22 protein-coding genes are annotated in these 21,207 nt (G+C 59.9%); 10 read left to right on the top strand and 12 right to left on the bottom strand.

Going from position 1 to position 21,207, the window contains the following annotated elements:
* Window position 1 precedes the first annotated feature (1 nt).
* Genes KI797_RS15490 through rlmM form a run of 4 tightly spaced genes read left to right on the top strand, consistent with a single transcriptional unit; the run spans window position 2 to window position 3,073 of the window.
* Window positions 2–922 carry a transcriptional regulator GcvA gene (locus KI797_RS15490; RefSeq protein WP_042649544.1) on the top strand — a complete coding sequence of 307 codons (921 nt, stop codon included), beginning with the start codon at window positions 2–4 and terminating at the stop codon, window positions 920–922.
* A 4-nt stretch (window positions 923–926) separates the two neighbouring features.
* A complete protein-coding gene (locus KI797_RS15485) occupies window positions 927–1,565 on the top strand; it encodes an alpha/beta family hydrolase (protein ID WP_226169965.1) in 639 nt (212 codons plus the stop codon).
* Window positions 1,566–1,599: 34 nt separating this feature from the next.
* The gene (locus tag KI797_RS15480; RefSeq protein ID WP_226169963.1) at window positions 1,600–1,986 is read left to right on the top strand and encodes a DUF423 domain-containing protein; all 387 of its coding nucleotides are present in this window, start codon (window positions 1,600–1,602) and stop codon (window positions 1,984–1,986) included.
* Window positions 1,979–3,073, top strand: coding sequence for a 23S rRNA (cytidine(2498)-2'-O)-methyltransferase RlmM (rlmM, locus tag KI797_RS15475; protein WP_025327941.1), 1,095 nt, complete (start codon window positions 1,979–1,981; stop codon window positions 3,071–3,073). Before KI797_RS15480 ends, rlmM begins: the two co-directional genes overlap by 8 nt.
* Before the next feature lie 81 nt (window positions 3,074–3,154).
* On the opposite strand, the gene KI797_RS15470 is transcribed toward rlmM, so the two are convergent.
* The 7 genes from KI797_RS15470 to queF all read right to left on the bottom strand — a co-directional run bounded on the left by KI797_RS15470 (window position 3,155) and on the right by queF (window position 12,241).
* Window positions 3,155–3,598 carry a hypothetical protein gene (locus tag KI797_RS15470; RefSeq protein WP_043130933.1) on the bottom strand — a complete coding sequence of 148 codons (444 nt, stop codon included), beginning with the start codon at window positions 3,596–3,598 and terminating at the stop codon, window positions 3,155–3,157.
* Between the two features lie 119 nt (window positions 3,599–3,717).
* A complete protein-coding gene (locus KI797_RS15465) occupies window positions 3,718–4,725 on the bottom strand; it encodes an isocitrate dehydrogenase (protein ID WP_005330735.1) in 1,008 nt (335 codons plus the stop codon).
* Window positions 4,726–4,867: 142 nt separating this feature from the next.
* A complete protein-coding gene (gene xni / locus KI797_RS15460; RefSeq protein WP_005330737.1) occupies window positions 4,868–5,677 on the bottom strand; it encodes a flap endonuclease Xni in 810 nt (269 codons plus the stop codon).
* Window positions 5,678–5,812: 135 nt separating this feature from the next.
* On the bottom strand, window positions 5,813–7,168 hold the full coding sequence (gene ppnN, locus KI797_RS15455) for a nucleotide 5'-monophosphate nucleosidase PpnN (RefSeq protein WP_041206266.1): 1,356 nt from the start codon (window positions 7,166–7,168) through the stop codon (window positions 5,813–5,815).
* A gap of 158 nt (window positions 7,169–7,326) precedes the next feature.
* Window positions 7,327–8,922 carry a GGDEF domain-containing protein gene (locus KI797_RS15450; protein WP_226169961.1) on the bottom strand — a complete coding sequence of 532 codons (1,596 nt, stop codon included), beginning with the start codon at window positions 8,920–8,922 and terminating at the stop codon, window positions 7,327–7,329.
* Between the two features lie 85 nt (window positions 8,923–9,007).
* Window positions 9,008–11,278 carry a hypothetical protein gene (locus KI797_RS15445; RefSeq protein ID WP_226169959.1) on the bottom strand — a complete coding sequence of 757 codons (2,271 nt, stop codon included), beginning with the start codon at window positions 11,276–11,278 and terminating at the stop codon, window positions 9,008–9,010.
* A gap of 114 nt (window positions 11,279–11,392) precedes the next feature.
* Complete coding sequence (gene queF, locus KI797_RS15440; RefSeq protein WP_226169957.1) at window positions 11,393–12,241, bottom strand: NADPH-dependent 7-cyano-7-deazaguanine reductase QueF; 849 nt, start codon at window positions 12,239–12,241, stop codon at window positions 11,393–11,395.
* A gap of 105 nt (window positions 12,242–12,346) precedes the next feature.
* Between queF and syd the strand changes: the two genes are divergently transcribed.
* Complete coding sequence (gene syd / locus KI797_RS15435; protein WP_226169955.1) at window positions 12,347–12,895, top strand: SecY-interacting protein; 549 nt, start codon at window positions 12,347–12,349, stop codon at window positions 12,893–12,895.
* A gap of 92 nt (window positions 12,896–12,987) precedes the next feature.
* On the opposite strand, the gene KI797_RS15430 is transcribed toward syd, so the two are convergent.
* The 5 genes from KI797_RS15430 to KI797_RS15410 all read right to left on the bottom strand — a co-directional run bounded on the left by KI797_RS15430 (window position 12,988) and on the right by KI797_RS15410 (window position 15,980).
* Window positions 12,988–13,773 (bottom strand): Zn-ribbon-containing protein, encoded by a 786-nt coding sequence (locus tag KI797_RS15430; RefSeq protein WP_226169953.1) that lies wholly within the window; start codon window positions 13,771–13,773, stop codon window positions 12,988–12,990.
* Between the two features lie 9 nt (window positions 13,774–13,782).
* A complete protein-coding gene (locus KI797_RS15425; RefSeq protein ID WP_226169951.1) occupies window positions 13,783–14,085 on the bottom strand; it encodes a hypothetical protein in 303 nt (100 codons plus the stop codon).
* A 195-nt stretch (window positions 14,086–14,280) separates the two neighbouring features.
* Entirely contained in the window at window positions 14,281–14,517 is a 237-nt protein-coding gene (locus tag KI797_RS15420; RefSeq protein WP_171276673.1) for a DUF2789 domain-containing protein, read from the bottom strand.
* A gap of 66 nt (window positions 14,518–14,583) precedes the next feature.
* Window positions 14,584–14,880: a DUF3301 domain-containing protein gene (locus tag KI797_RS15415; protein ID WP_226169949.1), complete on the bottom strand. Its 297-nt coding sequence runs from the start codon at window positions 14,878–14,880 to the stop codon at window positions 14,584–14,586.
* A gap of 71 nt (window positions 14,881–14,951) precedes the next feature.
* On the bottom strand, window positions 14,952–15,980 hold the full coding sequence (locus tag KI797_RS15410) for a DUF3549 family protein (RefSeq protein WP_005330776.1): 1,029 nt from the start codon (window positions 15,978–15,980) through the stop codon (window positions 14,952–14,954).
* Window positions 15,981–16,191: 211 nt separating this feature from the next.
* Here KI797_RS15410 and KI797_RS15405 point away from each other — a divergent pair, with 211 nt between their 5' ends.
* From KI797_RS15405 to KI797_RS15385, 5 genes are all read left to right on the top strand, one after another.
* A complete protein-coding gene (locus KI797_RS15405) occupies window positions 16,192–16,527 on the top strand; it encodes a YqcC family protein (protein WP_025327927.1) in 336 nt (111 codons plus the stop codon).
* A gap of 70 nt (window positions 16,528–16,597) precedes the next feature.
* Complete coding sequence (gene truC / locus KI797_RS15400) at window positions 16,598–17,344, top strand: tRNA pseudouridine(65) synthase TruC (protein WP_226169947.1); 747 nt, start codon at window positions 16,598–16,600, stop codon at window positions 17,342–17,344.
* Between the two features lie 185 nt (window positions 17,345–17,529).
* Window positions 17,530–17,970 carry a flavodoxin gene (locus tag KI797_RS15395; RefSeq protein WP_226169945.1) on the top strand — a complete coding sequence of 147 codons (441 nt, stop codon included), beginning with the start codon at window positions 17,530–17,532 and terminating at the stop codon, window positions 17,968–17,970.
* 520 nt (window positions 17,971–18,490) lie between these two features.
* A complete protein-coding gene (locus tag KI797_RS15390; protein ID WP_041206261.1) occupies window positions 18,491–19,741 on the top strand; it encodes a maltoporin in 1,251 nt (416 codons plus the stop codon).
* Window positions 19,742–19,818: 77 nt separating this feature from the next.
* Window positions 19,819–20,820: a MalM family protein gene (locus KI797_RS15385; RefSeq protein WP_226169943.1), complete on the top strand. Its 1,002-nt coding sequence runs from the start codon at window positions 19,819–19,821 to the stop codon at window positions 20,818–20,820.
* Window positions 20,821–21,207 lie beyond the last annotated feature (387 nt).

The following is a 21,207-nucleotide window of genomic DNA, read 5'->3' as shown; positions in this document are numbered from 1 at the left end:
CATGTCTCGTCGTTTACCCCCGCTCAATGCCTTGAAGGCATTCGAAGCAGCGGCTCGCCACTTAAGCTTTACCCGCGCAGCAGAAGAGTTGTTTGTGACTCAGGCCGCCATCAGTCACCAGATCAAGGCGCTGGAGGAGTACCTCGGCATCAAGCTGTTCCGTCGCAAGAACCGCTCCCTGCTGTTGACCGAGGAGGGACAGAGCTACTTCCTCGACATCAAGGACATCTTCGCCTCCATCTCCGAGGCCACCGACAAGCTGCTGGCCCGCAGCGCCAAGGGGGCGCTCACCGTCTCCCTGCAGCCGAGTTTCGCCATCCAGTGGCTGGTGCCCAGGCTGGTGAAGTTCAGCGAGCGCCACCCCGACATCGATGTGCGGATCAAGGCGGTGGACATGGACGAGGGATCCCTGACCGACGACGTGGACGTGGCCATCTACTACGGCCGTGGCAACTGGCCCGGACTGCGCTCGGACAAGTTGCACACCGAGTACCTGATCCCGGTCTGTTCACCGCTGCTGCTGACCGGCCCCAAGCCCCTGCGCACCCCTGAGGATCTGACCAGGCACACCCTGCTGCACGACACCTCCCGACGCGACTGGAAGGCCTGGTTCCGTCAGCTCGACATCGACGCCCCTAACGTCAACCAGGGGCCCATCTTCAGCCACTCCACCATGGTAATCCAGGCGGCGATCCACGGTCAGGGGGTGGCGCTCGGTCACAGCGTGCTGGCCCAGCCCGAGATCGAAGCGGGTCGCCTCATCTGCCCGTTCGAGCAGGTGCTGGTGAGCAAGAATGCCTTCTACCTGGTGTGCCAGGAACAGCAGTCCGATCAGGGCAAGATAGTGGCCTTCCGCGACTGGATGCTGGAGCTGGTGGAGCAAGAGGAAGCCCGTCGCCGGGCCCGTCTCGCCGATGCTTGAGGGGATGGATGTGACAAGAGAGGGGGCGAGCGATGCCCCCGTTCGCATTCTGCTGGCCCACGGCGCCGGTGCCGGCATGGACCACGCCTTCCTCGCCGAGCTGTCGCGCCTGCTGGCGGGGCCGGACATCGAGGTGGTGCGCTTCAACTTCCCCTACATGAGCAAGCGGGCCCTGGATGGCAAGCGCAGGCCGCCGGACCGGCAGCCCGTGCTGCTCGCCCACTGGCGCGAGATGGTGCGCGCATTTGCCCATCCCCGCTTGTTCCTGGCGGGCAAGTCCATGGGGGGGCGGATGGCGGCCGAGCTCTATCATGAAGGGGGCGACGAGATGAATGCTGCAGGATTGCTCATTCTCGGGTATCCTTTCCACCCCCCGGCCAGCCCCGACCGCTGGCGGGGTGAGGTGCTCAAACAGATCACGACGCCGACCCTGCTGCTGCAGGGGGAGCGCGACACCTTTGGCTCTCGCGCCGAGCTGGCCGATTTCCCCTTCTCCCCCGCCGTATCGGTCCACTGGCTGACCGATGGGGATCATGGCTTCAAGCCGAGGAAGGCCAGTGGCGTGAGCGAGCAGGAGAACCTGCGCGAGGCTGCGGAGCGGATCAAGGAGTTTATCGCGGCGACCCCGTCCCGGTGCGTCTGAAGGGATTGCCGCGCGCAGAGAACGAGGAGAGAGGATGCAAGTCCATCGACATTGGCTGGTGCTGGCGGGTTGTTTCGGCCTGACAGCCACCATGCTGGGAGCCTATGGGGCTCACGGGCTGGCGGCGACCGGCATAGCCCCTTCACTGCTGGCTGCGTTCAACACCGCGGTGCAGTATCAGTTTTTTCACGCCCTGGCCCTGCTGGTGCTGGGGTGGTGCGGTGTGCGCAGCAAGGTGATTACCTTTGCAGGCACGACCTTTGTGCTGGGGATCCTGGGATTCTCCGGCAGTATTTACGCCATGGTGCTGCTTGGCAGCAAGGGGCTGGGGCTCATCACCCCGGCCGGTGGCCTCTGTTTTATGTTGGGATGGGCGGCTCTGATATGGGCCGGCTGTCGTCTTGGAGGAAAAAATGAATAATCTGCTGCTTTATTGCCGCCCGGGTTTTGAGAAAGAGGCGGCGGCAGAGATCACCGAACGAGCCAGCAACATGCAGTGCTACGGCTTCGCCCGGGTCAAGGACGACAGCGGTTACGTGATTTTCGAGCTGTATGACGAGGAGCAGGCGGATCTGCTGGCCCGCAAGCTGCCGTTTCGTGAACTCATCTTCATCCGCCAGATGCTGGTGGTGACCCATGAGCTGAAGGATCTGGACCTCTCCGATCGGGTTTCTCCCATCATAGAGGCGACCCGTGACTATGCCATCTGTGGCGATCTGCGGGTGGAAACGGCCGACACCAACGAGGCGAAGGAGCTCTCTGCCTTCTGCCGCAAGTTCACCGTGCCGCTGCGCCAGGCGCTGCGCGGCAACGAGATCCTGACCAAGAAGGAGACGCCGCACCGTCCTGTGTTCCACGCCTTCTTCATGGCCAATGATCACCTGTTGCTGGGGTACTCCTACTCCTTCAACAACTCCGAATTCCACATGGGCATTCCGCGTCTGCGCTGCCCGCCTGACGCCCCGAGCCGCTCCAGCCTCAAGCTGGAAGAGGCCTTCTATGTGTTTGTGCCGCGGGAAGAGTGGGAGCTGCGTCTCACCTCCGGCATGAAGGCCGTCGATCTGGGCGCCTGCCCGGGCGGCTGGACCTATCAGCTGGTGCGCCGTGGCATGATGGTGACCGCGGTGGACAACGGCTCCATGGCCCAGTCCCTGATGGATACCGGTCAGGTCAAGCACATTCGCGACGACGGCTTCGTCTGGCGGCCAGGCAAGAAGAACACCTACTGGCTGGTGTGTGACATGGTGGACAAGCCGGCGCGGGTGGTTCACATGATTGCCGACTGGTTCCGCGAGAACGACTGCCAGGAAGCCATGTTCAACCTCAAGCTGCCGATGAAGAAGCGCTATGCCGAGGCGGTGCACAATATCGAGGTGCTGCGGGAGATGCTCAAGGAGATCGACAATGCGTTCGTGATCCAGGCCAAGCAGCTCTACCACGATCGCGAAGAGATCACGGTGCACGTCTACAACAAGTTCTGGGTCTCCAAGCTCGAACCCAAGTCCTGATTCGGGCACCCGCGTCACCTGGGGTGACGCCAAAAAAACCGGACGGGGGTAGCTCCGTCCGGTTTTTGCTTTCTGGCGCCCTCAGAAGCGGTAGTCGAAACGCATCATGGACTCGTCATTGGTGATCTTGAGCTCGACCTGAAGTGGAATGGTCTTGTCGGTGGGGTTGAACTGCATCTTGACGCCGTCACCCCGGAGTTTGACCGCCGTGTTGATACCGCCGGCATTGAACTTGATCCTGGGTTTGTGCTTTTCGAAGGAGAGGCTCACGCTCTTCTCGGCCGTCAGATTGAGTTTCTGGTAGGCCGTGATCCGCTGGGTGCCGTTGCTGTCGGTCATGATGTCCACGCCGAGGGAGAGCGGCTTGGGGCTCTTGAGCAGGTCGTTGGTATCTATAGTGGACCGCCAGGTCTGCTTGGCCGGTTGCTCGAACTGAGGGGGCGGTGTCAACCAGGCGTTGTCGATGGGCCTGTCTAATGCCATGGTACTGCTGCTGAAGATCAGCAAGATGAAGGTAGCACGCATAGTGGATCTCCTTATCCCTCATATGAACATAGTATTCATCTGACGAGGGAGGTAGGGGGATCCTGCATAAAACGAAGGGAGCCGAAGCTCCCTTTTTAAATCAATCAGTTAGATATGATTTATAGACGGTCTATGATGGCCTGGGTGAATTCGCTGGTGGAGGCCGTGCCCCCCAGATCCCGGGTCACCCGATCACCGGATTCGATGGTCGCCCGCACTGCCTCGCGGATGCGTTCGGCCTTGTCCTGCATGCCGAGGTATTCCAGCATCTGGATGGAGGCGAGGATCACCGAGGTCGGGTTGGCGATGTTCTTGCCGGCGATGTCCGGCGCCGAGCCGTGTACCGCTTCGAAGATGGCGGCGCCTTCACCTATGTTGGCACCGGGTGCCATGCCTAAGCCCCCCACCAGACCGGCGCAGAGATCCGAGAGGATGTCGCCGAACAGGTTGGTGGTGACCATAACATCGAACCGCTCCGGGTACATGACCAGGTTCATGCAGGCGGCGTCGACGATCATCTCTTCGTTCTGGATATCCGGATAGCGGGCAGCCACCTCGCGCGCCACTTCCAGGAACAGACCGGAGGTGGACTTGAGGATGTTGGCCTTGTGGATGATGGTGACCTTCTTGCGCCCTTCCTGGCGCGCCAGCTCGAAGGCGAAGGTGACGATGCGTTCGGCCCCGTCGCGGGTGATGATGCTCATCGCCTCGGCGCTCTGGTTGTCATCGCTGCGCTTCTGGCCGGCACCCGAATACATACCCTCGGTGTTTTCACGCACCGTGATGATGTCGATGTTGTCGTAACGGCTCCTGGTGCCCTTGAAGGAGATCACCGGACGCACGTTGGCGTAGAGGTTGAACTTCTTGCGCAGGGAGACGTTGATGGAGGTGAAGCCGCCGCCGACCGGCGTGGTGAGGGGGCCCTTGAGGCTGACCTTGTTCTTCTCAATCAAATCGAGCGTGGCCTGGGGCAGCAGCTCGCCGTGCTTCTCCAGCGCGACCAGACCGGCATCGGCATAGTCATAGTCAAAATCACAGCCGGCGTGGGTCAGGATCTGGATGGCGGATTCGATGATGCTGGGGCCTATGCCGTCGCCCGGAATGACGGTAATTTTTCTTTTTGACATGAGACGTATCCACTTCTAGGGAACAGAGGGGGAGGATTCGGCGGTTTTATACCATTTTTGCACCACTTCCTCCATGTTTCTTTACATTTTTCCCATTTATGTCAACAGGTACGGCCTGTTTCGGGGAATTGTGTGCCGGGGATCACGCCTCCGAATCGGGCTCGGGTGGATAGCGGATCTCCCGCAGATTGAAACCGAGGGGGATGTCCTGCTGCAGCCGCACCAGCCGCTGGGCCAGCAGGGCATCCTCCCTGTGCTGGCGCAGCTTGAGCAGAGGCTTGCTCGCGTCTTCTTGTTGGCAGGCGTCCAGCATGGCGGCCAGACCGCCATATTGCTGCAACAGCTGGGTCGCCGTCTTTGGCCCTATGCCCGGCACGCCCTTGATATTGGAACCGCCGATGCCGGTCAGAGCCCAGAAGTCCACCAGCTGCGCAGGGGCGACGCCATATTGCTGCTGGACGAAGGCCTCATCCAGCCAGCGCTTGTTGAAGTAATCTCGCACCCGGATCTGCGGGCAGATGAGCTGGCAGAAGCCCTTGTCGGTGGAGATGATGGTGGCCCTGGCACCGTGCTGGGCAATTCCACTGGCCAGGGTGGCGATGAGATCGTCCGCCTCGTCGGTCTGGGAGAGCAGGGCATCCACACCGCACTCCCAGAAGGCGTCCTGCAAGTCGGCCAGCCCCTCCCTCAGCTCCTGTGGCATGGGAGTGCGCCCCTCCTTGTAGGCCGGATAGATCTCCTTGCGCCAGCTGTGCACCTCGCCATCAAACACGGCGATGACATGGGTCGGCTCGCTGCCGGTCAGCAGTTTCTTGCAGGTATTGATGAGGTTGGCGCGGGTGGCGATCAGGGCCTGGGCGGGGGTCAGTGCCTGCTGGGCCTGCACTGCGTGCAGACGGCGGATGAGGTTGAGGGCATCGATGATGAGCAGATGTGGCCTGAGGTGTTGCATGGCAGGGAGCACTCTTGGCGGTCGGGACGGCCCATTGTAACAAGGGATGGGCGTCATGCTAACCCCGGACGCCAGGGCCGGGAAGTAGTGAAGGAGGGGCACTGGGCCCCTCCTGTCATCACGGGCGCTGCGCCCTTATTTCACGATTTCGTAGCAGGGGATGTACTGGCTGCCAGGCAGCTTCATGCGCTGCTGCCTGACGAAGCTCTCCAGCAGCCTGTCCATCAGGTGCATCAGCTCCTTGTCGCCGTGCAGCTTGAAGGGGCCCTTCTTCTCGATGGCGCGAATGCCTCCCTCCTTGACGTTGCCGGCGACGATGCCGGAGAAGGCGCGCCTCAGGTTTGCCGCCAGCAGTTGGGGCGGCTGGTTGCGGTGCAGATCCAGGCTTGCCATGCTGGCGTGATCCGGCTCGAACGGCAGCTGGAACTCCGGCTCTATGCGCAAGGACCAGTTGAAGGAGTAGGCATCCCCCACTGATTTTCGGTATTCGCGGATCTTCGGCATCGCTTCCTTCATCACGCGCGCCACTTCCGGGGCATCCCCGACGATGATGCGGTAGAGGCTGGTGGCCGGTTCACCCAGGGTGGCCTTGACGAAGTCGTCGATGGCGCGGAAGTAGTCGGCGCTCTCCTTCGGACCGGTCAGTATGATGGGCATGGGCTGCCGCTCGTTGGCCGGGTGCATCATGATGCCGAGCAGATAGAGCAGCTCCTCGGCAGTGCCGACCCCGCCCGGGAAGATGATGATGCCGTGTCCCAGACGCACGAAGGCCTCCAGTCGCTTCTCGATGTCCGGCAGTATCACCAGCTCGTTGACGATGGGGTTCGGCGGTTCGGCGGCGATGATGGAGGGTTCGGTGAGGCCGATGTAGCGGCCATTGCGCACCCGCTGCTTGGCGTGGCCGACGGCGGCCCCCTTCATGGGCCCTTCCATGGCTCCAGGCCCGCAGCCGGTGCAGATGTTGAGCTCTCGCAGGCCCAGCTCGCTGCCCACGGCGCGAGTGTACTGGTACTCCACCTCGTTGATGGAGTGACCGCCCCAGCAGACCACCAGGTTGGGGTCTGCCCCCGGCAGGATCGCCTTGGCGTTGCGCAGGATGGCGAACACAACGTTGGAGATGTGGGTGGAGTTGGTCAGGTTGACCAGGCGATTGGACTCCAGCTGGGTCGAGACATAGAGGATGTCGCGCAGCACGGAGAACAGGTGCTCCTGGATGCCGCGAATGATCTCGCCGTCGACGAAGGCGTGCTCGGGGGCGTTGAACAACTCGAGTTTGACCCCGCGCTCGCGCCGGATCACATGAATGTCGAAGGACTTGAAGCGCTCCAGTATCTCTTTGGAGCTGTCGGTGTGGCTGCCGGAGTTGAGCACCGCCAGCGAGCAGTTGCGAAACAGTTGATAGATATCGCTGGAGGCGGTCTGCTTGAGGCGATCCACCTCAAGTTGGGACAGCAGGTCCATGCTGCCCACGGGATTGATGTGTGTAATCATAATTTCCCCTTTCACTCGCTTGTTATCGTTGTGCTTTCCCTGGGGAGAAAACGGGATGCCATGGCATCCCTCGATTTCGATAGTAGAGGCAAGGGGTGGGGCAGGGGAATAGGGGAAAAGTGCGTTTGCCTGTTTTTTAGCCGTCGGTCAATCCGGATTCAGGCCAGATTGACCTGATCCCGGCCCAAGTTTTTGGAGCTGTAGAGCGCCTTGTCGGCGCGCTCGAATGCGTCCGTGGTATGGTCTCCTTCCCTAAACAGGGTGGCGCCGATGGAGATGGTGATCTCGACCCTGGCATCCCGGAAGCGGAACGGAATGCTCTTGACCGTCTGGCGCAGGTTCTCCAGGGGTTTCTGGAACTTGTCCGGATTGATGTTCGGCAGCAACACCACGAACTCCTCCCCCCCGAAACGGGCGATGAAGTCGGTGTCGCGCAAGGCGTTCTGCAAAGCCTTGGCGACCACTTTCAATGCCTTGTCTCCGGCCATGTGACCGTAGTTGTCATTGATGTTCTTGAAGTGATCGATGTCGATGATGGCCAGACACAGCGGGGTGCCGTAACGCAGCCAGCGCTTGTATTCGAGTTCGAGCCGCTCGTCGAGGGCCGCCCGGTTGTGCACCTGGGTCAGGCTGTCGAGGAACAACTTGTGCTTCTGGATGGTGAGCCGCTTCTTGTACTCGGCCGTCTCCTCCTTCATCAGTCGCAGCTTGGCTTCCATGTTGGAGAGGTGGGTGAGCAGGTGACGCTCGCGGCTGGCCATGGCCTCCCGCTCCTGCTGCAGGCGACGGATGGTATCCAGGTGGCTGGAGATGGCTCCCTTGAGGGACAACGGGGAGTCATGGGTCGCCATGGTGCGATCGATGGCGGCGAGTTCCCGCTCCAGTGCCTGGCCGCTGAGGTGGGCGGCATTTTGCAGCGCCCGCCCCTCGTCCAGGGACTCGGTAAAGTTGAAATGTACTGCGGAGAGGCTCTCGTTGAGGGAGCTGAGGAAGGCCTGGGAGGATTTACGCTCCTCCCGGGTCCCTTCAATGATGAGCTCGATGATTTGCAGGCAGATCTCCGCCAGCAGGGGCGGCGTGATCCCTCCCAGCAGCTGGCGGCGGATGTCCGCCAGGCTTTCGCCCACGGATCCGGCAAAGTCGAGCTCGGTGATGAGCCGCTGCAGCTCATCGGAGATCTGGGCGTGGGCCTTGATATCGAAAGAGTCGGTGGGCGCCGGGTTGGAGAGCTCGGTGACCATCTCGGGGGCGAGCAGCGGCTGGCGTGGCAGCAGCTGGATCTTGATGGCCTGCTGGTAGAACTCCAGCAAGCGGATCACCTTCTTCTGGTGATCGCCGATGCCATAGCCCTCGGGGCTGGCGAGAAACTCCTTGAGGGAGCGACGGGTCTCTTCCGGAAAGCCCTTCAAGGACTTGAGCTGCTTGCTGCCCAGTTCGATGGCGGCCCGGGTCAGACTGATGGACTCCTCCATGGCGTGACCATGTTGTTGCAACAGCTTCTCGATGACCGCGAGGTCGGCGTCGAGCGATGACAGCGGGGGATTGCCATCGAGCTTCTGCTTGAGCTTGGCGAGTCGGTTGTCCAATTCACGATCGTGACCACGGCAGGCCTGCATCAGCTTGCCGATAAACTGGATGCTGCGGGTGCGTTCGGCATCGGAGAACGTGGCCATGCCATCGAGCTCCTGCTGTTTTTGCTGAAGGGATTCCCTGAGTCTTGCCAGTTGTCCTGTTACAGCAGCGATATCATTCATTGTTCAGGTCGCCCTGTTGTCATTATCGTTTTTGTGTCGTCCAGCAACAGTAAGCCAATGAAAGACCCCGTTGAGTACCTTGTTGTCATGGCTTATCCGGCGCTTTCGTCCGTGAAAGCAGAAGCCAATTAACCCATTGCTTTTCATGAGAAGAATTTACTTTTACCAGTCCCTTGTCAATTGCCATCAAGCAGCATTGCCACACATCGCCATTAAAAAATGCGGCCTGTTGGCAATCGATGGCTGCCAGCTCCAACCAGACGCTCTGCTGGTATTTTTCACTGAGTTGCATGGCCCCCGAAAGCGCCAGATAACAGAGGTCGAACAGGCCGTGATGGTCGAGGGCCATCGCCGCCTTGGGCAGGAAGGGATGGCTGACGATGCCGAGGCTGATGTGCCTGTCCAGCGGGTATTCGCAGGGGAAGGCGGCCAGGGTGTCCAGCAGCTCTTGCGCCAGCTGGTGCAGCTGGGCTACGTGGCGCTGGGGCACCACATAGAGCAGGTGTCCCTCGCGCAGATCGTAGATGCGGCCATCCTGGGGGGTCAGCTGATTGATATAGTGGCCGAAGGCCTGCTCAATCTCGCGGCTGACCTGATATCCATGCTGCTCCAAGTTGTTGACCAGGAAGGGGACCCGGAACAGCAGGTAGTGGAGCTTATCGTCAAACTCGCTGGTGGGCCGCTCGCTCAGGTACCAGCGATCGGATTTTTGCTGACGCTTGGCCATCTCGCGAGGCCAGCGGCTCATCAGCCGCTGCCAGTTGGCCAGGCCGCTGCGCGGCTCGATGAGCAGGGCCTCGCCCAGCTGTCTGGCATTGAGGCGGGCGACCCGCAGCTTGAGCCAGAGGGTGAAGAACAGGTAGATGAACAGAACCAGCAGCAGGCCAGTGCTGACGCTGGTCCAGAGATAGCGCTCCTGCTGATGCCGGCTCTGGTCGAGGCGCTGCTCCAGCTCCTTGACCTGCTGGGCGCGTTCCACCTGGGCGTAGTTGTCGCGGACCGCCTCCTGCTCCAGATCGAGCTGCTGCTGGCGGACCAGCTCGCTGCGCTGGTGATAATTCTTGTAGCTCTCGAGGGCCTGCTGGAGGTAGCCCTTCTGCTCGTAGGCGATGGCGAGCAGCCGGAAGATTTCAAACTGGCGGCGGATGTCGCCAAGCCGGTTGGCCAGGGTCAGGGCATTCTCCAGCTGCAGGATGGCGATGCCCGCCTCCTGCTGCTTGAGGTGCAGCTCGCCGAGCAGCAACAGGGTATCGATCAGCGACTCCTTGTCGTCCCCGAGCTCGTGGGACTGGCGCGCCGCGTTGAGGTAGTTGCGGGCCAGGGTCAGGTTGCCGGTCTGCAGATAGGTTTTGCCTATCTCGAACTTGAGGTGGGCGATGCGGGTGCGGTTGTTGCCCTCGTCCAGCAGATCCAGGGCATTGAAGAAGTAGACCAGCGCCATGTTCATCTCCCTCTGATCCCGGTTGAGGCGGGCGAGCACGATCAGGGCGTCGCTGAGCAGGGAGGGGTTGCCGAGGGCATGGAAGTAGTTGGCCGCCTCGTTGGCATACTGCAGCGCCTTTTGCGGCTCCTGCTCCGCCTGATAGAGGCTGATCATCTGGTTCGACAGCAGACCGAGGAACAGGGGATCCTGCAGATTCTTGGCCTGCTGCTGGGCATCGATATACTCTCCGAGGGCGAGTTGGGGCTGCCCGAGTGCCTGATAGAGGTCCCCTCCTACGGCGCTGACCCAGGCCCTGGCCAGGGGATTCTTGGCCTGCTCAGCCCATTGACGCGCCTCGGTCAGTTGGCGTTTGGCCAGATCGAACTGCCGTTCCTCCATGCTGGCGTTGACGTGCAACAGGCGGCTGTAGACCTGCAGCTGGCTCTCTTTGAGGCCGGGGTTGGTCAGCAGTTTGTCAAGCTGTTCGAGCGCCATCGTACTGGCGCCAGGGGCATGCTCCTGCATCTCCCGGCTGCGGATCTTGAGGTAGAGACCATGGGCCTGCAGCTCGAACTGCTGCTCCTTCTCGGCCATGGCGATGCCCTTGTCGAAGGCGTCCTGGGCCGGCTGGCGCTGTCCCAGCTGCTGCAGGCACTCACCCTGAAGCAGGTAGGCCCCCGTGGTCTGGGTCGCAGTGCCATAGCTCAGGATCGGCTCCCGATAGCCGTACTCCTGACGGTTGCTGATGATCTGCTTGGGGTTATTGGCCGTGCGTTCGAGGAAGGAGGTGGCAATCTGGACACATCTGGCGGGATCGCTCAGCACCAGGGTCTGTGCCTGCTGCAGATCGATAGACAACTGCTCCTTGGCCAGATCCAGATCCGGAGCCGACAGGGAGGACATCATCATTGCCAGAAAAAACAGTTGATTCATTGGATTAAGAACGGCACGGAGGTGCAGGCATGTTATCCAAGCCCACCCCCGCCCGTCCAGAGTTCATTGCTGACATGGGTGATGGGCCTGATCCCCCGGCTTGTGGCGCCGGGTTTACTGGCGGATGAGGCGCAGGTTGGCGGGCACGGGTTCCCAGTCACTGCGGAATGGGTTGATGTCCAGCCCCCCGCGGCGAGTATAGCGGGCATAGACGGTCAGCTGCTGCGGGGCGCAGAAGTGCTTGAGGTCGATGAAGATGCGCTCTATGCACTGCTCGTGGAACTCGTTGTGCTGACGGAAGGAGATGAGATAGCGCAGCAGCTTCTCCCGATTGAGGCGCGGGCCGCGGTAGTGGATCACCAGGGATCCCCAATCCGGCTGGCTGGTGACCAGGCAGTTGGACTTGAGCAGATGGCTGTGCAGTGTCTCCTCCACTATGTCCGCCTCTGCGGCCCCTTGCAGCAGGGTCTGGTCAAACTCGTAGCTGTCGATCTCGATGTCCTGCTCGTCGATGCACTCGCCCGGCAGCAGCGCTATCTGGTGAGGGGCCTGATCGAGGGGGAACAGAGTGACGCTCACCTCAGCTCCGGCGCAGGCGCTCAGGTCTTTGGCCAGCAGTGCCTGCACCGCTTCCAGGGAGTCGCAACGGGTCTGGTTGAAGGAGTTGAGGTAGAGCTTGAACGACTTGGATTCGATGAGGTTAGGGCTGGTGGCGGGCACGGCCACTTCACCGAGCGCAACCACGGGCTTGCCCTTGGCATTGAGCCAGGAGAGTTCGTACAGGGTCCAGACGTCGCAACCCTGAAAGGGCAGCGTCTCGCCAAGGCCGAGATCGTCGCGGTTCAGACTGCGTGGCACGGGTTGCAGCAGGGACGGGGTGTACTGGCTGATGTAGTCAGACTGCTGCCCCAGGCTCAGGCCCTGCAACGCGCTGGCGCCTGCGTATCTCTCTTGTTTGCTCATGCTTGTTTGCTCACGCTTGTCTGATAAAGGGTTTGATGGTGCAATGCCCGGATTTTTCGGTCAGGTTCTTGCGGCGATCAGAGGCCGCTATTGTGGGGAATATCGATGTCGGATCAAGTCCTGTCTGCCCTGGAGCAGTTCTTTTTACGCTGGCAGCGCGATGGCGAGGCGAGGCGAGGGCTGCCTCTGTGCGAGTGGGAGGCCGACTGGCGCTCACCTTGCGAGCTGGATGAGCCCAGAGAGGGACGGGTGGCCTGGCGCCCGTACCGTCGCCCTGTACCTGCCGACTTTGCGGCCATGGCCGATGCCCTCGAACTGACCCTGCACCCGAGCGCCATGGCCCTGTTTGGCCACTGGTTCAGCCGCCCGCTTCCCTGCTCCTACAAGGGGCTGCGCATCGAGCTCATACTGCCGTGGAACGAGGCCGATCTGGATCTGCTCAAGGAGAATCTCATCGGCCACCTGCTGATGTTGCGCAAACTCAAACGCACGCCGTCGCTCTTCATCGCCACCACCCGCAACGAGATGACGCTGGTGTCGCTAGATAACGAGAGCGGCCAGGTGTGGCTGGAGTGGCTGGACTCCGGCCGCCGTCTGGTGCTGGCCCCCTCCCTGCCGGCCTTCCTCGCACGGCTGGAGACCTTGCCGCAGTAAGCGGATCCGTTTTCGCTCGCCCAGTATTAAAGAGAAGGGCCTTGCCAGATGGCAAGGCCCTTCTTTCATGGGGGGAAACGGCGCAGGCGGAGCTAGTCCTTGAAGTCCCAGGAGAGGTTGGAGACCAGCCGGCAGGGATCGCACTTGAAGTCGAATATCTCGTGCAATGGCGCTGCCAGTGCCCACTCACCGCCGCAGCTCGGACAAGGGCGGGCTTTCTCCCCGGCCGCGCTCAGGCCGCCCACCCGATAGAGATAGTAGTAAGTCGGGATCCCGCAGAGCCCCTCCAGCCGTCTGGCCAGATCGCTGCCCCGGCGCTGCAGGCGGCTGCCCACCTCGCCGATCTCGTGCAGTACCGCGTGCTCGGCGATGGAGCCGTTCATCTGCAACTGATCGCAGGCCTCCCAATCCTCCTGCCACTTGATGATCTGCTTGTGGTCACCGTTGGCGATGGCGGGCAGGCGGTAGAGCGGAATGGGGGCGAAATGATCGCCGCAGCGCAAGGGAGAGCACGTGTGCACAAAGCTGGTGTAGAGCAGCATCCAGCTCGGCCGCTCGCCCTCCTGGCCGCAAGGATCCGTACTGTCGGAGAGCAGATCCATGCCGAGCAGCTGGGGCTTGGGAGCCAGCAGCCCCGCCTGGTGCAGGCCCTGTTCGGCCAGCGCGACCTGCTCGCTCTGGTTGTCCGGGTGCAGGCTGTCCTGCTCCGGGCAGACCACCCGAGTGACAAAGCCGCCATCCTGCATGCTGGTGGGAAACTCCCGCCCCAGGATCTGCCCCTGGTAGCGCAGCATGTCGAGGTAGTTGACTATGGCCGGCTCGGCCTCGCCGAGGGAGGTGTCACGGTAGCATTCAAAGTTGAGTTCGAGGATATACATGGGGAGGCATCAATCCTGCTGCTGTTTGAGCAGCAGGGCGGTCAGGCGATCGACCTTCTGCTCGAGGCGGTTGAGCTGCTCGCCCAGCTGTTGCAAATCGATGGCCTGGGCCTGGGCCGGGGCGGCAACGGCGGGGGCGCTGGCCGGGGCCGGGTCTGTTGACTGGGGTTGTTGCTTCCACTGGCTCAACACCTTGAGCAGCTCGGCCATGGGCACGGGGTGACTGAGGCGGGCCTTGACCATGGCGGTGGAGGGGGTGATCCCCCTGGCACTCAGTTCGTTGGCTATCTGGATGATCTCTTGGGCTGACATCTTGGCTCCTGCGCGGCTCTCTTGCTGCTTGCGGATGGTGGCACAGAGCTTAATCAAAGCCTGCCCATCAGGAAAGCGGTGCTAAAGGGGGAGGCTTAGTTTGTTGAGGTGGGGGAAGCCAGGGGGGGGGGTGAGACGTGATGGGGGCACAGAGCTCACACCCCGGCCCTCGGGAAAGCGGGGACGCGGGTCGGCTCAGTTTGCCTGGCGCAGCATCACGTCCAGTTGATCAATGGCTTCGGACCAGTCGGAGTCGTTCCAGAGCGCGTCACGCAGGAACACGGCCTGGGAGGGGCTCCAGAAGCTGGCCTCCGGCAGCAGGGTCTGGTTGTCCAGAGGGTGCTCGCGGATGAAGCGGTGCAGGCTTATCTCGTCATTGGCCAGGCCCAGCTGGGCGAAGAGGGCAGGCATGTCATGGGTCAGCAATTCCATCTCGTGTCTCCTTGAAGGGCGATTGTCGAGAATTATAGCCAGCCGCCACGGCCTTGCCCCCATGGGCTAGGAGGGGAGGCGATGGGGCGGCAGCTCGACCCCGGCGACATGCAGGCCCTGCATGCAGAGCTGGCCCTGGTAATGGCTCTCCCCGTCGCTGGAGAACTCGAACTGGTAATAGGTCAGCAGGCGCAGGGGATTGTGCCCCAGGGCGCGATGGGTGCGGGCCAGCGACAGCAGTTGCAGATCGTGATGCTGGCAGTAGCGCCGCATATATTGCCAGGCCAGCTCCGCCTGGCGGCGCTGTTGCCAGAAGGCCCAGCCGACGACGCCAAGCAGCAAGATTCCAAGCATTTCTCCCATCAGCGGGTTCCTTCTGTGATGTATGGCTTGGGCCGTGCTTCCCGGGGAAAGCACGGCCGCACCGAGAGTGGTTATACCGAGGCGAACAGTCGGCCTATGGCCTGGCCGAGGGCCTCGCTGCGCTCGGGGTCACGCAGTCTTGCCAGCATATCATTGCGCAGGGCGGGCAGTGTCACCAGCTCGGCAAAAACCTGATTGAAGAACTGGGTGGGCTGCAGGGCGAGCTGCTCCAGAAACAATCCGAGCAGCTCGGGATTTTTCAGATCGGGCCAGAGACGGCCTGCGATGGCGAGCAGCAGAGCCGGGCTCGGCCGGGTGTGCAACAGGGTCAGCAGCTTGTTGCTGCGCAAGGCATTACCGGAGCAGGAGGCCAGCGCCCGGCACAGGTAGGCCAGGGTCTCGGCATTGGGTTCGGCGCACTCCTGCTCCTTGCCGATGCGCTCGAGCAGGGCACCTTGCAGCGCCGGGGGCAGGGGGGCGTTTTCCAGGCTCTGGCACAAGGCGTAGAGCGGCTCCAGAGGCAACTTGGGCAGCGCCTTGCACACCAAGGCCAGATTGCGTTCATCCTGCAGTCGCTCCGCCAGATCGGCGAAGCCTTGCAACCCCAGGGCCTGCCACCCCTCTTCTCCTGGCACCGCCAGGTAGTGGCAGAGGGCGTCGTAGTAGGCGGAAGGCGCCTGCTCCAGCTGACGGGCCAGCTTGGCATGCAGACTGGCCATTTTGGCCTCGGCCGGCCGGAAGGTGTAGGGGTTGTCGGCCAGTCGCTGTGCCTTCTCCTCGTCCAGATCGCCGGTGAGCTTGTAGCCCAGGGTTTCGACCACCTGATCCATGAAGTGCTTGGGGCCGCTGGCGATGAGCAGGCCATGCTCGTCGAGGGCAAACTTGAGGAACCAGAGGTAGTGCCTGGATTCGGCTGGCTGGAAGAAGTGCACACCGAGCCAGGCATGCTGTTGCAGTGGCCAGGGGTAGGGTTCCTGCTGCTGTTCGATGCGAGCGAAGAGATCGCTCGCCAGCGGGCGCACCTGGCGGCCCATGTCGAACAGCTGGAACTGGGTCTCGGCCTGGGTCAGAAATTCGGTCAGGGTATTGATGGCAGACATGAGGGCATCCGGCTAAATGTGATGCGGGCGATTATAAGGAGGCTGCATCAGATAGCCAGAGGCTCAGGTGCGGGCCATGAAAGTGATGGCGGCATGGCAGCCACCCCGGGGGCGGTGTATAGTAACGCCCCTTTTTGGCACGCGTGTTTGAAGAAGGCGGCCTCCCTGCCTCTGGCAGCGGGATGGACGTCGAGACGAGGAAGAGGACGAGATGAATCAATATTTGCTGGTCGCCGGTCTGCTGGGTGAACTCACCGCCGAGTTGCAACGCCTCGAACGCTGGCAAGCCGAGCATCCTGGGGCCGAGGCGCTGGCGAGCGAGCTGCCGTTTTGCGTCGATACCCTGAGCTTCGATCAATGGTTGCAGTTCGTGCTGATACCGCGCATGGAGCAGCTAGTGCTGCTGCAGGCGCCGCTGCCCACCAGCGTATCCCTCTATCCCATGGCGAGCGAAGCCTACAAGGACGAACTGGCCGAAGTGGCCGGGTTGCTGCGCCTCATCGGTCGTTTTGATCTGCTGCTGACCGGAAAAGTGGTGGAGCAATGATCACTACCCTGCCTGCCCAGCCACGGCCCCTGGCCGCGGCGCGCTGCATTGACGATACCCGGGTGGTGGCATGAAGCTGACCCTGCTCTATCAGGATGACTGGCTGGTGGCGGTCAACAAGCCGTCGGGCCTGCTGGTACATCGCAGCTGGCTCGACAAGGCCGAGACCCGCTTCGCCATGCAGATGACCCGGGATCTCATCGGGGGGCGTCACGTCTACCCCGTGCACCGGCTCGACAGGCCCACCTCAGGGGTGTTGCTGTTTGCCCTCGATCCCGCCGTGGCCCGCACCCTGACCGAGGCCTTTGCCGCCCGTCGGGTGCACAAGGAGTACCTGGCGCTGGTGCGGGGCTGGGCCCCCGAGCAGGGGCTGATCGACTATCCCCTCAAGGAGCAGCTGGACAAGATAGCCGATGCCATGAGCAACCCGGATCGCCCCGCCCAGGAGGCGGTGACAGAGTTTCGTCGCCTGCATCAGGTCGAGCTGCCCCACGCCGTCTCCAAGAAGCATCCCACCAGTCGCTACAGCCTGGTCCGGCTCTTCCCCAAGACGGGTCGCAAGCATCAGCTGCGTCGTCATCTGGATCACCTGTTCCACCCCATCGTCGGTGACACCACCCACGGTGATGGCCGGCATAATCGCTTCTTTCGCGAGCACTATGGTTGCGAGCGGCTGCTGCTGGTCGCCCACCGCTTGAGCTTCGAGCATCCTGTGCTCAAGGTGCCGATGCGGATCCAGGCGCCACTTGGTCCAGAGGTACTGGGCCTGTTCGCCAGGCTGGGGTGGCCCGCCAGCGAGAGCGACTACGGCGCCTGATACCCGTCATCATTTGTGGCCTCTGACCGGGCTGTGGCATGCTGTAGGCCACGTTCGTCAGAGGAACCACTTATGGCTCAACGAGATACCCCGCTAGCAACCCCGCGTACCCAGACCCTGTCCGGGGCCAAGACTCCGGACAGGGTGCCAGAGCCGGGCCTTATCCTTCGTTCGAGGAGTCGCTGATGGCCGACATCGATATCCTGGTCGGTACCGTCTATGGCTCGGCCATGCTGGTGGCCGAGACACTGCGGGATCACCTGCAGGCTCAGGGGCATGTCTGCCAGCTCTTCGACGAAGCCGAGCTGACTGACATAGATGCGTCCCGCTTCTTGCTGATCGTCAGCGCCACCACGGGGCAGGGGGATATTCCTCCCAATCTGCAACCCTTCGCCACGGCGCTGGCCGATCGCGCTCCTTATATGAAGGGATGGCGTTATGCCCTCATTGCCATGGGGGATAGCAGTTATGCACATTTCTGCGGGGCTGGGCGCAGGCTCGATGAATTGTTGCAGGAGTTGGCTGCCGACGCACTGGTGCCGCGCCTGGAGATAGACGCAACGGTGGAGGATGAACCGGAAGTCGCGACGCTGGCCTGGTTGAAAACCTGGGAAAATAGGCTGTAACCGGATTGCCTGCGTATTCTAATTTTCTCCCCCGTGAGCGTGCTGACGGGGGAGTGTTATTTTGAGACTCACTTAACCCTCTTTGAAATATATCCCGCACTTCGTCAGGTTATTTTTCCCTCGTCGGAACGGATTCCTCAGTCCCATATTCATCAAGATGGCGACACATCAGAAAATTAAAAGTTCCGCACTGAAAGCGATTTCAATCATGTTTTCGTCACTGAATGACCGCATAAGCACTTATTCTTCATCGCAAATTAATATCTGAAAGCGATTTCTTTGGCGTTAGTTTGCTTTTTGGTGGTGGTTTGGGGTGTTTCATTGCTCATTTTTCCTGTTTTTATCCTGATGTACGTCCTCCAGGGTAGGGGCGCGCGATTTGTCACCGTTTTGTGAATCAGCTCATGTTTGTCACGAAATTGGCTACATATAATCGACCTCGGTTATCGCTGAAACGTTTTTCAGTGATAAGAACTTGAATATCAGGATCACACTCCCAGCGGGAATAAGGAAAATGAAAATGAAAGCAAAGTGGCTCCCGATTGCAGCAGCAGTAACCGCTGCCCTGGCTTCTCAAGCCGCCTTCGCCGTTGATTTCCACGGCTACATGCGTTCCGGTGTCGGTGTTTCCGATAATGGTGATTTGCAGATCAATGCAAAGAATAAAGTTGGTCGTCTGGGTAACGAAGATGATACCTATGGTGAGATCCAGCTGGGCCAAGAAGTTTACAATAAGGACAATAAGACCTTCTATGTAGACTCCATGTTTACCATGAAGACTGATTTCCAGAGCCGTGACTGGGAAGATACTGCTAGCGATTCATCTAATTTTGCGTTGCGCCAGTTCAACGTACAGGCCAAGAACCTGTTCGGTGGTGGTGAGACCCTCTGGGCCGGTAAGCGTTTCTATCAGCGCCATGACATCCATATCTCCGATACTTACTACTGGGACGTGTCCGGTGCTGGTGCTGGCGTAGAGAACATTGCTGTAGGCCCAGGCAAGCTTTCCGTTGCTGTTACTCGTAACGATCCGTGGGAAGCAGTGACCGGTAGCAGTGACACCATTGACACCAACGTTTTTGACATTCGTTATGCTGGCATTCCGCTGTGGACAGATGCGACATTGGAAGTCGGTTATGACTTTGCAATCGCTAACCCGACCGACGAGCAAGATCAGCTAAATCCGAATATCAACGATGGCCATATGCTAACCGCTGAACTCACCCAATCTATGCTGGGCGGTTTCAACAAGACTGTCGTTCAGTACTTCATGGATGGTCTCGCGGCTCAAGGCGTCAGCTATGGTTCCGGTTCTGGTAGCGGCTTGCAGTCTAACTCCAGTAGTGGTGATGGCTTCCGCCTAATCAACTGGGGTGTCTTGCCTGTTGGTGAGAAGGTTGAATTTGGTCATCAACTGATTTACGCACAGGCGAGTGACTTCACTGAATGGGGTACTCAGTATGACGACAAGGATACTTTCTCTGTAGTCGTTCGTCCGATGTACAAATGGACTGATGTCATGAAGACTATCGCTGAAGTGGGCTACTTCAAGGATCATGAAACCAAGAAAGGCGCAAGTGAAACCTCTACTGATGGTAGTAAGTTCACTTTGGCACAAGCTTGGTCTGCGGGATCTGGCTTCTGGGCTCGTCCTGAAATTCGAGTATTTGCCTCTTATGTTCAGCAAGATGAAGCTTTCCGTGTGGATAGCAACGGAGTCAAGCAAGATGATGCTTGGAACTTCGGTGTACAAGCGGAAGCTTGGTGGTAATCTCACCATCACCTGATACCGAGTCGCCCCCGCTTGTCGGGGGCTCTTTTTTTCAAGATGGTTTGTAGGGCGTGCAGATGAAATATACCAAGGTAGCGTTGACGGTTTTGTGTTCCACTTTGATGACTGCATGTGCGTCTCTTGAGGAAACTGTCGCTCCGACTCAGGAGTACAAGAGTATCCTCGACAGTCGTGCTAGTGCATTGCAGCAGCTCGGCGCCGCAACAGCATGCTGTAGCAGCCTCAGTGGTTTGAAGTATCAGGCGCTGGCTGCTGACCAAGAGAGTGTTGTTGCCATTGACGGCAACTCTTCCGTTTTCTCCTTCCCAGAAGGGAAGAGCTACTTTGCCGCGTTCAAGTTGCCGAGTAATTCCGGCGATCTCAAAATCACCGTGGCGGGTCTGATCGATAAAACCTTGTTCAATCCTACGGTGTTACTGCTGGACTCCCAGTTCAAGCCGACGCGCACCATAAGTTCCGACATCATCACCTACAAGCCTGCGCGTATGCTGGATGGGGACCGTGTAGAGGGCGTCTTTACCATCGATCGTTCCTATGTAGGTAATCCGAACAACGAAACCTACATGGTTATCTATACAACTCAGGCAACCTTGAGTCAGACCACGCAAGCCATGAGCCCTTCCAAGATGATGGCCAAATCCCTGAGCGTGCAGGATTATGGAGCGAAGGACCCGTTGATTCCTCACTCAGCATGGGGTGTGCTCAAGATTGATGTGGAAGACATGAGTGCGAGCAAACTGGGCGACAATTTCTACAAACCGGTTTACCAGGAAGCGATCGATGCGAATACTCCGATCGTGGACCCGGCTCCGAACAAACTGGTTGTACCTGCAGCTACCGCTGCAACAGCATCAGGGGCCGCTATTGCTGCCAAGCCTACACCGGCCCCCGCGATGTTGAGCGAAACAGAGACCTTCTACAGCAGCCAGATCGAGAAGGCGGTCAAGGCCGGGGATATCGACAAGGCGATGCAGCTGGTGAATGAAGCCGAGCGTGCAGGTTCAACCAAGGCGAAATCCGTCTTTATTGATGCGATTAAACGTTCACAAAAGAACTGAATAAGCGGATTTATTCAACGTAATATTTATTGCAGGCCTCCCTTGTTGGAGGCCTTTTTAATCGGTAGACTGGATAATATAAAGCTGCAATGAGTTACATATCGTTACAATTGGTTTCCTTGGGTATTTATTGGTTTCCTTTTGAATTATCGTGAAGTGTTTTTTTTCTTTTTGCGGCAAAGCTATAACAATACGAAATAATATTCAAGATAGCCCCCTTCCTGCTTATTTATTATCTTGTGATCTCTCCTCCAAATTTATTATTCCCTTGGCCTCGATGGAGGTATTTCCGACCCTGCTGGGTTATATTCTGTAGGTCAAAATAAACACCCCGGAAAACGCATTCGATGCAGCCATGGATGAAGTACACCGTCATCAATAAACTGC

The sequence above is a fragment of the Aeromonas media genome, from assembly GCF_020423125.1.
GTDB classification, from domain to species: domain Bacteria; phylum Pseudomonadota; class Gammaproteobacteria; order Enterobacterales; family Aeromonadaceae; genus Aeromonas; species Aeromonas media.
The sequence above is the reverse complement of the archived record's forward strand: the minus strand, read 5'-3'. Positions and strand labels throughout refer to the sequence as shown.